The 14,505-nt window shown below is 39.8% G+C and carries 7 protein-coding genes and 1 riboswitch; all 7 genes read left to right on the forward strand.

The window, feature by feature from the left end:
* Window positions 1–169 precede the first annotated feature (169 nt).
* A riboswitch (FMN riboswitch) is annotated at window positions 170–341 on the forward strand.
* 182 nt (window positions 342–523) lie between these two features.
* The 7 genes from ABE099_RS16795 to ABE099_RS16825 all read left to right on the forward strand — a co-directional run bounded on the left by ABE099_RS16795 (window position 524) and on the right by ABE099_RS16825 (window position 14,497).
* Window positions 524–1,501: a DMT family transporter gene (locus tag ABE099_RS16795; protein ID WP_430032234.1), complete on the forward strand. Its 978-nt coding sequence runs from the start codon at window positions 524–526 to the stop codon at window positions 1,499–1,501.
* Window positions 1,502–2,058: 557 nt separating this feature from the next.
* Entirely contained in the window at window positions 2,059–3,501 is a 1,443-nt protein-coding gene (locus ABE099_RS16800; RefSeq protein WP_430032235.1) for an S-layer homology domain-containing protein, read from the forward strand.
* 139 nt (window positions 3,502–3,640) lie between these two features.
* Window positions 3,641–6,904 (forward strand): DUF5704 domain-containing protein, encoded by a 3,264-nt coding sequence (locus ABE099_RS16805; protein ID WP_430032236.1) that lies wholly within the window; start codon window positions 3,641–3,643, stop codon window positions 6,902–6,904.
* 373 nt (window positions 6,905–7,277) lie between these two features.
* Window positions 7,278–12,269 carry a pre-toxin TG domain-containing protein gene (locus tag ABE099_RS16810; RefSeq protein WP_430032237.1) on the forward strand — a complete coding sequence of 1,664 codons (4,992 nt, stop codon included), beginning with the start codon at window positions 7,278–7,280 and terminating at the stop codon, window positions 12,267–12,269.
* A gap of 18 nt (window positions 12,270–12,287) precedes the next feature.
* Window positions 12,288–12,635, forward strand: a complete 348-nt coding sequence (locus ABE099_RS16815) for a hypothetical protein (protein WP_430032238.1) — start codon at window positions 12,288–12,290, stop codon at window positions 12,633–12,635.
* A 228-nt stretch (window positions 12,636–12,863) separates the two neighbouring features.
* A complete protein-coding gene (locus ABE099_RS16820; RefSeq protein WP_430032239.1) occupies window positions 12,864–13,127 on the forward strand; it encodes a hypothetical protein in 264 nt (87 codons plus the stop codon).
* Window positions 13,128–13,408: 281 nt separating this feature from the next.
* Complete coding sequence (locus ABE099_RS16825; RefSeq protein ID WP_430032240.1) at window positions 13,409–14,497, forward strand: RHS repeat domain-containing protein; 1,089 nt, start codon at window positions 13,409–13,411, stop codon at window positions 14,495–14,497.
* Window positions 14,498–14,505: the final 8 nt, after the last annotated feature.

Here is a 14,505-nt window from a genome sequence, read left to right on the forward strand (position 1 = left end):
ATTATGACTTGAGTTGCAGTCTTTTTCTTGTAAAATTCATTCAGCATTACTTTGTGCATTTGTTCACAAATATTTCAATTGCTTTTTCTCGAGAAGGTGCTATATTATAGTAAGTAACATTTTGAAGTATTAAATCATAAGTTATTAAATAAACTAAAATAAATTGAATATGGATCTTCGGGGTAAGGTGAAATTCCTGACCGGCGGTGAGAAGCTCATTTTGTTCATAAGAATAAAGAGATGCTTTTAAGCCCGCGACTCGTAAGTTGCTATTAGTAATTTACGACTGACTTGGTGAAAATCCAAGGCCGACGGTAAAGTCCGGATGGGAGAAGATCAATCCTAAGCATGAAGAATGTTTATTTAGGCGAAAGATATTTGTCTTTGCTGTTGTCTATAAAGATGATGGTAAAGTAGTTTACGCTTAAATTATGCTTAATTGGTCAGCCCCCGAATTGTCGATTAATGTCGATATCGGGGGTTTTCTGCTGTAAGACCCCATATTCGAGAAGGGGAAATCAACATGGATAACGCAAGTGTAAGAGTAAAACCAGCAACTTTATCTTTTGGAAAATGGAATGTAGGTTTTTGGTTAGTAGCAATTGGTGCGGCAAGCTGGGGAATTGAGCCTTTATTTCGTGTATTATTGCTACACTCATTAACGTCTGCACAAATTGTATTATTAGAGCATGTTATTATTGGTGCAGTAGTATTACCTATTTTGATAAAAAATCGTGCAGAGCTACGCACCTTAAAATGGAAACAACTAGGCGCCTTAATATTTATTTCATGGGGTGGCTCAGCGATTGCAACAATCTTATTTACAAAAGGTCTTGCAATGGGTGGCAACCTAAATGCACTTGTTTTACTACAAAAGCTACAGCCGTTATTTGCAATTATTTTAGCTCGTTTTTTACTAAAGGAAATTTTACCTAAAAATTTCTTCCCGTTATTTTTAGTCGCACTAGTAGGTACGTATTTTTTAACCTTCGGTTTCTCATTACCAATTGGACACTGGAGTGAATTTATCCAAATGGGTAGCTTGTTTTCACTAGGTGCTGCTGCATTATGGGGTGGATCTACAGTAATGGGGCGTTTATTAGTTGGAAATTTAAAATATGAAACGGTCACTGCTTTACGTTTTGTGATGGCAATTCCGTTATTGTTAATGATCACAGTTAGAGAAGGTGCTGCGTGGAATTGGCCAACCGCTTCTTCCGAGTTGTTTCTAGTATTACTAAATTTATTTGGTCAGGCATTATTACCAGGATTACTTGGTTTATTAATTTACTACAAAGGATTAACAACCACCAAAGCTTCTGTAGCGACACTAGCAGAACTTAGCTTCCCGATGGTGAGTGTATTGATGAACTGGTTTATTATGAATGAAGTGATTACATGGGCACAAGCCTTTGGTTTTGTATTGATCTGGTTGGCATTGTTCTTTATTTCTAAAAAAGGGCAAGCAAAAGCACCAAAACTTTCAGTTACAAATAAATAAATGAACAATAAAGCAATATATTAAGGAAATAAATAAAATCGCTTGATTTTTACAAAGACGCCTTTTACAATAGGTGTTATAAATTGGAATTTGGTGAAGCACACCTTACTTATTTTGGATATCTTATGATGTCATTTAGTTGGCAGTTAGATATCACCTAATGAGAGGTGTGCTTTTTATTGTACGCTGATTCCTGTATTTCTCAATTTATCCTTATTGAAGGAGGTGAAAAGGGATATTTTGTCGAAATATTGTAGGTGGATGGGAATGGTGTCCTAGGAGAAAAGGAGGAAGTGCTTAGAGGTAGTATCAATAAAAATATAGCAGTGTCATCAATGAAACTATAGTAGAATCAAACATCTTAGTGTACAGCATACATAGTTCAAGATTTTTTAAAGTGGATTTAAAGAAATTAAAGGATTTAAAAGATTTAAGGCATTTAAAGGAGTTAAAAGAAAAGAGAATTTTCGTTTAAAGAGCTTATAAAATTATTGAGAAGATATTAATCCAAGCTTATGAGTTCTTAACTATAAAACTGATTTTAAAGGAGAAGGAAAATGAATAAAAAGGCGATTAGTATTATTTTAGGGATGGTGTTGGTAGCTGCAAGTGGAGGGGCGCTTTGGGGTAATGGGAATGAAGTGAAGGCGCTAGATAGTGAGAAGGCCGGTACGTCAGTGATGTCAACAACAACGGTGGAGAATAATGGTACAGAAACTAAAACAGATATAGATACCTCGGTGGAGAAGAGCAGCAATAATGGAGAACTGACAGACAAAGATCGTACTAGTCGAGAAAAGAGTGGGGAAAAAGATAACGTCGATCAGGAGAGTACTAGCCAAATGTCTGACGTAACGACTCAGCAAGTGACTTCCTTTTCAGATGTGAAGGATACACATTGGGCGAAAAAAAGCATTACGGCTGCAATTGAAAAAGGTTATGTAAGTGGCTACCCAGGTGGTGTGTTTAAGCCTGAGCAAGCAATTAAACGTGATGAGTTTATGAAAATGGTGGTTACGGCTATGAAGCTACCTGTTGAAACAGAGGGAGCATCTACGTGGTATGAGCCTTTTGTAAAAGTAGCGAAAGAAAACAAGTTATATGTAAATAGTGACTTTTCAGATAGTGATCTAGGTTGGAATAAAGTTATCACCCGTAAGGAAATGGCACGCATTGCTGTACGTGCAGGACTTGGAGAAGAAGCAAAAGAGGATAGTAAATGGATGTATTTAGCGACTAAAGCAGGCTTGGTTACAGGACTTGGAAAGGGAGAGCTTGGCGAAACAAAGACAACGACCCGTGCGCAATCTGTGACGATTATTGAGCGTATTTTAGCTGTGAAAAATGGGGAGAAGTTGCCTGTAGATAAATATGCAGTAGGGAGTGCAGAGTTAGCTTGGCATGGTACAAATATTTTTACGGTGATGCCTGAGATTATGGTGACGAAAGAAGAGGATTATAAGGGGAAGACGATTGAGGAGTTGTGGAGACAGGATCAAATGACAGTAGAAACTAAGGATGGGAAGTATAAGGGGGTATTGGAGGGGCTAATTGCAATTGATTTAGAAGACCCTCACGATCCAAATCTAAAGTTATTACCACCACTAAATGAACTGAAATGGGATAGTAATAGTGGAACTATAGCTGATGTACCCACTCAAGTTAACTATGTGAGTAAGTGGGAAAATAGCTATATACTGTATTTTAAAGGAAAAGAGATTTTCAACAAAGATGATAAGAGTTATAGAAATGATCCACGTGGACCGAGGAAACTTTTGTTTGGTATATCTACGCCTGATATGAAGAGTTTTTTTGAAGGAAATCTAAACAAACAAGCAATCGTTTATCATAAAAGGTTAAATGATTTGTCTGCTTTAATATTGCCTAAATCGGGCTGGAAGCAAGATGGAAAATTAGTACTGAAACTCTATTCACCAAATCTTAGTGAGAGTGGTTACCATGCTAATATTTTATTTGAAATAGATGGACCTAATTTGTAGAATAGTTTCCTATATTTTTCTGAGGAAGTGACAATGATTGCGAATAAAGAAAATATTTAGTTTTATGCTATCAGTGATAATGCTTTTTACTTCGCTCTCAATATTAAATAATCCTGTATTTGCAGAAGAGAGTACCGAAATGCCAGTAGGAATAAAAACAATATCTTCATTTGTTACAAGTAACAATCAATCAGTGCCCTCAAAAAACATATTTCCAAAGTATGATTCTATTTTTACTAAGTATCCAAAATTGAAGGCTCAAATCAATGAGGATGCTGGAAAGGGTAAGATCATAACGAAAATTGAGTTTTTAATGGGTGATAAAGTTGTCCAGACTAAAACTGTAAATGAACAAAAATTTAAAGGAAGTGTGGAACTAACCCCAGAAACTGTTTTAGTGACATCAAAAGATAATATTACACCATCTGGAGCGACTATTGCATTTAAAAGAGTGGGCAACACTTGGAAGATGTGGAAATCCGGTAGTTGGTATGAACCAGTTGACTCAAAAGCTGTAAAGCCTAAGAAATTTGATAATTCAAGCTTAGATGCATATCCTGGTACTTTTATAAAACACATGGCTCAATTCAATAGACGGGAGCCTTATAAAAGTGAAAAATATTCTGGCATTCATGCTTTTGAAGAGAAATATTTAGATGATTCATTAGGAACTTTATCAAAATTGAATGTACCTATTTTAAATGAGAGAGACTCCAATAATAATGTAAAAGTTCGTTGGGATAAAGAGGTAGAATATCCTCTAGGAAGTGGAACAACAGATAGATCAACAGAAGTTTATGATTTAAAAATTACATCTTTAGGACATGCTCAAGTCTATTTTACTCAGTTCTATGATCATACTGGAAAGTATGATCCTGCTAGTGGTTCAGTAATGTTCTACCTTTCAGCATATCAATATACGATTAAAACCAACACTTACCGCTACCCAGATCGTATTAAGGTGTATGTCAAAAAGGGTCCTGATAAACCGAATCCACCTAAAGATCCCGATTGTACTGAAGAACGTGGTCAAGTGATAGAGGGAAAAGATTTAGATCCTAACGTTAGCGCAGTGATTAAAGCAGATCAACGTGGGAGCGAACAATTTAATATCCTACAAGGAATTCCAACATCTGAGACCTTATTTGGAAATATATTCACAAAAAAATATTTATCACAAAATAAATTTGTTCAGATCAAGGGGAAATGTACCTTTGAAGTAAAGGTAAATAAAAAATTCACCTTGAAATGGGATCCAGGAAAGCCAGGAACCGATGCTAAAGGAAAACCTATTACACTTCCAGATCCGCAAACAGATGAGGAAGTTGTACCTAAGACGTATCAAGTAGAACGCCCTTATTCCTATTGGATTATTGATAATTTAGAAGTCTATCAAATTGATCAAGCTAGGCTAAAAAATTATGCATTTGAAGGGGAAGAAATTTGGATTACTCCGCAAAACTATGATCCACCTAGTTATGATACAGTTGAAAGTCATGGCTATGAACGACCTGAATATGAAAAAGAGGTCAATGTCGATGGGCCAACTCGAAATGGAGGTAAGGATCGTCCAGATGTTTCAGATGAAGAATTTCCAGAAGATGCAGAGAAGGTCGTAGGGAAAGTCAAAGTCACAAACGACACCTTCACCTTCGACGGCACCACGATCATGGATGGTGCGCAAACCGAAGAAAGCGGACCTACGCCAGGTCGCATCCAGCAAGCATCACAGATTGGACAGGACGTATTATATAGCCCTTACAATATGATTCCAACCACCAAAACTAATAAGGCAAATCAGCCAAGTAGCGGTACGATTTTCTATGGACTGATGTCAGGCAATATCAATGGGGGCGAAAACAAGGAATACCCGATAAACGGGATCAATTCCGTCACCGTACATACGCCAGTGGTGTTATATCCTTCTGTGTCTGACGACAAGGCACATAACCAAAAAACGGAGCCTGCACAAAATCGATCCGCGATTATTTTGGAACGTCCGTTTACCGTTCACTTACCCAATAGTGGACAACATACGAACTATAAAGGTTATGGCATCCGAGATTATGGCAAATATGTGCGCAACAAGCAAGTGAAGTTTCCTTTTGATGTGTATGATGTATTCCGCACGACTTTTTATCCGAAAGGGACTTGGATCGATGTGGCGAGCTATGAAGAGGAAGTGGAGTTTTATTTACCCGTTTGGGTGGACGAAGGCTTTTATGATGTTGAGATGCGTACATTTGCGGAAAATGCACCTGAGAATCCGAGCGAGCAAACCAATGCCAACCTCGATTTAACTCATCATGTGGCAAAGGCGACTGTCCCTGTCGATGTTGTGGGCAGGTTGTATGATTTTCATGTCACAGATATCGCAGATTTTAACTGGGAATCGGTATTTCGGATGGAGCAAGGTAGCCGATTGCATACAGGCAACAGCTATTGGGTGGGACAAGGGGACATCGATGGTGACCCCAGGTATACTCCCTCCCAATATACGTTGCCCCTGCGCCCAGGGAGTCATCCTGTCTTTAAAAATCTGGTGACTAAAACAGGGTATCACTTTAAATTCGAGCTAAAAACCAAAGGGAATATGTTTAGTGACAAAGATGGAGTAGAGATTGTCCCTAGCTTTTACTTTATTCCGTTGTTAAAGGAGAAAGACAACCCAACGCCACAGATCGGTAAACGGGTGCCTGTCGATTTGTATTATCATACGAATGACAAATACTTTATCCAAATCGGCTCGAAAGATGATAAGGAAAGCAGATATGTTATTTTAAATGAGCGTTTGCGGAATGTACCGCAAGTGGAGCTAGAGGATACGGCACGTTATCAGTATGATGTGGAGAAGAGCTTCTCAGAAGTGAATCAAATCAGCCGTGCTCAATACCTAGCGCAATATCAAGACAAAACGACAAAGCAAAAAACAATGGTGGGTGGGTATGGTGGTTTATTTTTAAGTGCCCCCATTCGCACCTATATTGGACCAAAGACCGAGCTACCGACAGGGGTAGACCCATATCGAGCCAACGCAGCCATACAAAAATGGTATGGCGAATATAGCATCCCAGCTGGGGTGTATGCAGTAGAGAAGGGGACCAATATTGCAGAATATGGACGTACGCACCAAGGCCTGGATGATGCTTCCCCGATCTTTTTAAAGGATGGCTATATTGTCGTGAACTTTGATCTTCGTAGTGTGCAGAATGGACAGAGAGATCGCCCGCATCTGCAATATATTCATGGCAAGCTAATGAATCAATGGAGCCAGATGGAGGGCTTTAAGAAGGATGTTATCGATCCTTATGGCAGAAGCTCACCCACCCAGGATGGCGATGTCATTTATTATGATGGCAAATACTCGAGTCGGAATGACTTTGTGCCGATGGTGACGCATTAAGGAGAGCAATATCATTAGCATAGAAATAAGAATAGCAGTTCTAGTAGATTCTAAATAGATTCAAGATAGATTATAGATTACGTAAAAAAGGCTTCTCTTTTTTAGTGGTATAACGTGATACGCCACATACGAATGGGGAGATTTTTTTTAAAGAATAAAGTCTGGTAGAGTTCATTCCTTAGGTGTTAAGCATAGGGAGTCTACGTTATAATTGTGAATTTTTAAGGAATAAAGGATATATTTCCTATCTTCTATGTTATTATTTTCCTATAAATATAAAAATCATAGGACTTTTGGGGCTTTTTAGGAGGTATAAAGAAGGCACAAACCTAGTTAAACATGAATACATAGGAAGAGAAGAGGGAAAAGACAGATGCAGATTGAAGTGAGAGCTTCTGATTTAGAAGAGCTTGGCTCGAAATTAAGAAGATCTGGTAGTGAGATGGGGGACATCCGTGCTGAATTACAGCGGGCGATGCGCTCCCTTACCTTGCGAAGCCAGGGACGCACGGAGGTGGATGCATCCTATCAGAGTATTGAGCGGATGCTCCAGCAATTGGAGCAAGACCTCGATCGGTTTAGTCGTGGTTTGAATCAAAAAGGCAAAGGCTTTGATGAAGCGGATGGGAAAGCACCTCCGTTTGAGTGGGGAAAGGTATGGCAAGTATTCAAGGTAGTCACGAGTATGGTTTTAGACTTTGTGCCGATTGTGGGTAATATTAAAGGGCTCTACGAGGCACTGACCGGGCGTGATCTCATAACTGGCGCAGAATTAAGCTGGTATGAGCGTGCATTAGCCTTAGCGGGTCCACTGGGCAAAGGTCTCAAAGGGGGCGCCAAATTGCTGAAGGCAAGCAATGAGGTGGTCAAGGGGATTAATAAAATTGTAAAAGCGACGGATACCGTGATCTCTGTCGTGGATAATGGTAAAAGTATCGTCGAGGCGATCACGGGCGTGGATATGCTTACGGGTGAAAATCTAAAGCCATGGCAACGACTCATGGGTTTAGGTGGAACTGCGGCGAGTGCAGGAATGAGCAAGGTGAAGAACAAGAAAGATAAGCTATTCCAAGCGGCAGATGAAGTGACAGAAGGGATTCCGAAGTTTAAGAAAGCAGATGCGCCTTTGGAAGGAATGAGAGAGGCAAGTATACACCAGGAAAAAGGAAAACATCCTGAAGTTTCTGCGGAGAACCGAACTGGTGACGGAGGCCATGGACTTGAAGCAACTGCGGCAGGGACAACGGTAGCAGCGGCGAGTGCAATGAGAAATCCGAAGGACAAGGGAAGCGTTCCAGATTCCTCTCCTAAGCAGGATAAGGGGAACCACAGAAATGAGACGGAAACCCCTTCACAGCAAAGGGAGAAAAATCCAAACGAACAGCATATAGAGCGTGCGAATAAGGAAGCTGAAATAAAAAAACAGGAAGATACGCCACGTGAATGTAAAGGCGCAGACCCTATTCATATTGGTACTGGTCAGCAATTTATTATCCACACAGCCTTAATGCTTTATGGTGCGGCAACGTGGGATTTTACAATGTATTACAATTCTGGATTGTTACAAAAAAGTGGGCTTGGTTTAGCTTGGACTCATAATTACGACATGCGTCTTGAACTTGGTGAGCGAAATGAAGCTTCAACTGAGTTGGATACTAACACAAATACAGGCGCAGAAAGCATTACTGTTTTTTGGTCGGCAGGACGAAGAAATCAATTTACACGCCATGAAGATGGAATCTACCGTAGTAACGATACGGATGTGTTACTAGATACGTTATGTCAGCATTCCGAAGGCTATGAACTACGGGTAGGAAAGAGTCGAGAACGGTACTATTTTAATGAAAATGGAGTTCTTTTACGACATGTAAATGCGGTAGGCATGGTGCTACATGCTACACATAATGAGCAAGGTCAACTGATGCGCTTAGAGGATGGTTTGAGTGGACGAGCGTTTCACTTTTCGTATAACAAGGAATTATTAACGAAGTTAACGGATGGAGTCCGCACTATTACATTTGACTATGATCAAGCAGGCTGGATGTCGCAGTATATTGATGCCGTTGGTATGAGCACCACCATAACCTGTGATGATTCAGGGCGGATTTTAACTATGTCAACGGATGGCAAGCTTGATTTAAAAAATGAATATGATGAATATTACCGGATTGTGAAGCAATACGATGCCAAAGGGAGTGTAACGACCCTATCCTATGATGCGGATAGTCGGCCAGGCTATTTCTTAACCACCATTACGAATCGCGCAGGGGAAGTGGAGCATCATGTCTACAATAATCGCTTTGAGATCCTTGAAATTCGTGGTGAGGAAGGAATAATAGCAAGTTACACCTACAACGAACGAGGGCAACGGTTAACCGAGTCTCATGCATTAGGTGAAGTGAGCCGAAGAACGTATGATGAAAAAGGGCTACTACGAAGTATTTGTGATGCGTTAGGAAATGAAACAACTTATGACTATAATGAATCAGGTGTATTGATTGCGCAAAAGGATGCATTAGGTGGTATAACCCACTACAGTTATGATGATCAGGAACGTCTCATCGGGGTGACACGTCCAGATGGCTCATCCTGTCGTTGGAATTATAATGAAGTGGGACAACTTCTTGCCTATCATGATTATAACGGAGAAACGAAACGTTACATTTATAACGAATGCGGTGACGTGGCTGAAGCCATTGATGAGGAAGGACGTCAAACTACAGTTTTACTTGATGATGTAGGTCGAATTAAAGGCTTACAGCAGGGACAAGGTGAAGCTACGATCCGTACCTATGACGAAAATGATAAGCTCATTCAAGTGAAGGATGAATTAGGTCGAACGTGGCAGCAAAGCTATGATTTACATGGAAGGATCACTGAAACTACTGATCCGACTGGTGCAAAAACGACGTATACGTATACGCCAACAGGGAATGTAGCTATGGTGCAGGATGCCCTTGGGGCTGTTCAGCGATATGAGTATGATGGGGAGGATCGCCTCATCCAGCATGAGGATGCCAGAGGTGGCATTACGAAACTAACATATGATCAACGAGGACGACTCTCTTCAGTCATAGATCCGCTAAAGCGTAGTATCTATTATCATTATGATGCTGTAGGACGCTTAGAGGTGGTCAAGGATGCTACAGGTAATCCAGCGCAATCGTTAACCTATGACCAAAATGGCCAGCCAATTGCCATTACTAATGCTTTAGGACATACGACTCGGCGCCGATTTAATGCTTTGTATCAGCCTGTTGAGCAGATTGAAGCAGATGGAGTAAAAACGGAATACCATTATGATGAATTGTCACGGTTACATGAAGTTATCCAAGATAGTGAAACGTGGCGTGCCCGTTACACACAAACCTATGATGCAGAGCATCGGAAGACGATGTATCAAGATGCCAATGGCAACGAAACAAAGTTGATTTACAATCGTAGTGGACAGTTAACGGAAGAAATTAATGCTACTGGCCATGGATTTTCTTATCACTATGATGAGCAAGGACGTCTAAGTAGAAGTGTGAATGGACGTGGGAAACTTAGCAGTTACGGCTATGATGCTGCAGGACAACTGCTTACCCTCAAGGACGAAGTGGGCCAAGTGACATGGACCTATGATGAAGCAGGTCGCTGGATTGAAGGGAAGGAAATACATGCACAAGTAGATGAGCCATGGAAACGTCCAACCCATGAACGCAGGGCAAAACAAGGTCAAACTGATGAACAGCAAGGAGAACAGCATGCTCAGGTTGCTAATAACGAACAAGAGAACGAAGCGAATGAGAATGTTCAATCACTTTCACGTAAGTATGATGCTTTAGGCAGACTCATTGAACAACGGGATGTATGGGGAAATGTGATTGGTTACCGTTATGATGAAGCCCATAACTTAACTCACTTAACTTACCCTGATGGCAAAGTGGTAGAGTACCGTTATAATCTAGCAAATGAACTGGTGGAAGTAAAGGACTGGGCAGGTAGACTGACGCGGTATCGTTACGATGAAAACGGACATGTGATTGAAACTCACCGCCCCAATGGTACACGAGAACGCCGAAGTTATGATGCTTTAGGACAGCTGTTACGACAACAGGATGTCACGAAGCAAGGGATGATGCTTCAGGATTTAAAATATGAGTATAACGAAGTGGGCCAAATCATACGAGAGCAAAATAAGCAATTTACGTATGACCAGCTACGCCGTTTAGTAAGTGGAGCAAATCAAGGACAGATTACCTACTATCGCTACGACTTAGGTGGAAACCTGACGGAGCAAAGGGAAAATGATCCTGTAGATCAAAGTATAGGCAATACAATGTCCGCCTTAAGCTACAGCACAGATAATCGCTTGCATCGCATTGGCAAATATCCAACAGAGCTAGATGCAGATGGAAACCTGCTATACTTTACAGATGGCGAAAAGATGGGCGCCTATGAATACGATGCACGCAATCGTCTAATTCAAAGTGGACGAATGAAATATCGGTACAACTGGAAAAATGAGCGAATTGAGACGATATGGCGAGGAAAAGTAACTCGGTATGTCGTGGACGATTCAAGCAGATTAAGCCGTATACTCATGGAGCAAGATCGTGAAGGTAATATTCTTACACGCTATGTATATGGACTTGGCTTAATTGGTCTAGAGGATGCTAGAACAGGGAAATATCTGAGCTATCATAGTGACCAAAGAGGAAGTACAACCATACTAACAGATGAGCAAGGCATCGTAACAGACCGCTATGCATATGGCATTTATGGTGAAGTAGAGCATTATCAAGGTAGTACACACCAACCGTTCCAGTATAACGGTAGAGATGGTGTCATGACCGATGCCAATGGTTTATACTATATGCGAGCAAGGTACTACCATCCTGAACTAAAAAGATTCCTAAACCGAGATACTGTGCGAGGCGACATTACCGATGGGCAGACCTTCAACCGGTATGCATATGTGAATGGAGATCCTGTGAAGTATGTGGATCCGTTGGGGTTGTCGAAGGAAATAATACCGATGGGGAGTACTTGTCCTGGGAGTATTGATAAGGGCAAATTTCCTAGTGATCCTGATGAACTAATACCTGAATTACCAAGGGAAATAAAGGGTGATAAAACTTACATTTATCCAAACGAAGATACAAGGATAAGGATAGAACAACATAAATTAGAGCCAGAAGAAATTTACAATGCAAGACATCATGGGCTTCATTATCATATCGAAATAAAAACGAATTCAAGTAAAAGCTGGAAATGGCACAATAGGAAAAATCTACAGGAATATATTAAGCCTTCAGGGTATACCCCTAATTCAGGAACAGGTTTTATTCCCGGAGAGTATTTTCCGGGTTGGAAAAAGTAATTTTTTGGAGGTCAGAAAATGGAACTTAAGAAGTTGAATATTGAAGAAGGTTCTATAGAATTTATAGGTATTAATTCTAAGACCTTAATAATTGAATTGAAAAAATGGAATCAAAGAACTATAAATATTATAATTAATGACTACACTAAATTGATTGATTTTAACTCTATAGGTAGGGAAATAAGTGAATTGTTAGTTTTGGAAAACTCTGAGCTTCTGAGAAAAGAGAAAGAAGAGCTAATGGAGTTAGATTTTGATATAGAAGAGCTGAGTCAACTTATACATTTACAATTTATTGGTCTAAGTAATTTGCCATTGTTAGAGGTAGTTTTTAATAAAAATGAAGTGGAGATAAAGGAAAATTAAGTAAATAGAGAGGTATTAAAATAAAAAAAGATTTTTAAACTAAAGCGTATTGATAAAGTAGCACACGAGAGAGCACATATTTTTCAAGTTAGGATTTATGGACATGCTGCATGTGATTCAATGTTGGGTTTTATTCGAAGATGGAGCGTATGGTATTGAAGATACTTTCTGGGAGTATTTTAAGAACAAAGGACACTAAATATCGTTAATCCTAAATTTAAAAAGTGGTTGAAGCTATCAACAATAGTTCAGGAAACTGTTCCTAATATACCTAAGATCATTTGTCCTGGTTGCTCCAGTCCGAATATTAGTTTTGAATATATTGGTGATATTGAAAAGAGACAAGGTTATTTTTTATTATGGTGCAATGAATATCTGGAAGGGATTCATATTTCAAGAATTAGAATTCCTGAAACCGCAAATGTAACCCCATTTAAAGGACCAGATGAACAATTGGCATATATACCAAATTTTTTAAATATTACTCCGTAATATATTCTTTGAAACGGGGCAATCCTAAAAATTAGGTCATAATAATACAAACCCCAAAATCAAACAATTGGTAAACATTAAAAAGCTCATTTCCACTTGTATTCTAAGTAGGAACGAGCTTTTTAATATTCAGAAAATAAAAGAAAGGGTAACCAGCCAGAGATGCAATCTTCAGTTGGATGTTTCTGAGCAGAAGAAAGAAGATATAGAAACAGAGCTTGTAGAGATAAAAGAAACAAGGCAGCAAATAGAGGAAACAAAATAGGTAAACCTAGAATTCTATGTCCGCCTTAAGCTACAGCACAGATAATCGCTTGCATCGCATTGGCAAATATCCAACAGTGCTTGATGCAGATGGAAACCTGCTGTATTTCACGGATGGCGAAAAGATGGGCGCCTATGAATACGATGCCCGCAATCGTCTCATTCAAAGTGGACGAATGAAATATCGATACAACTGGAAAAATGAGCGAATTGAAACGATATGGCGGGGCAAAGTAACCCGGTATGTCGTGGACGATTCAAGCAGATTAAGCCGAGTGCTGATGGAACAAGATCGTGAAGGTAATGTCCTAACACGATACGTATATGGACTTGGCTTAATTGGTGTAGAGGATTGTAGAACAGGGAAATATCTGAGTTATCACAGTGACCAAAGAGGAAGTACGACCATACTAACCGAAGAGCAAGGCATCGTAACAGACCGCTATGCATATGGCATTTATGGTGAAGTAGAGCATTATCAAGGTAGTACACACCAACCGTTCCAGTATAACGGTAGAGATGGTGTCATGACCGATGCCAATGGTTTATACTATATGCGAGCAAGGTATTATCATCCTGAACTGAAAAGATTCCTGAATCGGGATACTGTGCGAGGCGACATTACCGATGGGCAGACCTTCAACCGGTATGCCTATGTGAATGGAGATCCCGTGAAGTATGTGGATCCGTTGGGGTTGTCGAAGGAAATAAATCCGATAGGGAGTCCTTGTCCTAAGGGAAAGACAGGCACTGTATGGGATAACATTGAAGCTACTCAACCTGTTTATGATGGAAGTCAGTTACCAAAATCTTTTAATATTAATGTAAATGGGCAGACATTGTGGGTCAATCCTAATGGCACTAAACATATGTTGGAGTATGTAACTAGAGATGGACAACATATTGGCACATTTACTAATCCAGTTAATAGTCAAATGATGTTAACTGAATTTGAGTCAGCACTTACTGATGCAATTAATAATAATGGATTAAAGATGGGAGAAATGATACATGGAGGCAATTGGGAATTTATTATAGTTCCACCAAGACAAGATGGACTAAACAATGTTATAAAACATGCCAGATACAATCCTAATTTAGACTAAAGAAGGTT

It is taken from the genome of Paenibacillus turicensis (genome assembly GCF_050461185.1).
GTDB lineage: Bacteria > Bacillota > Bacilli > Paenibacillales > Paenibacillaceae > Fontibacillus > Fontibacillus turicensis_A.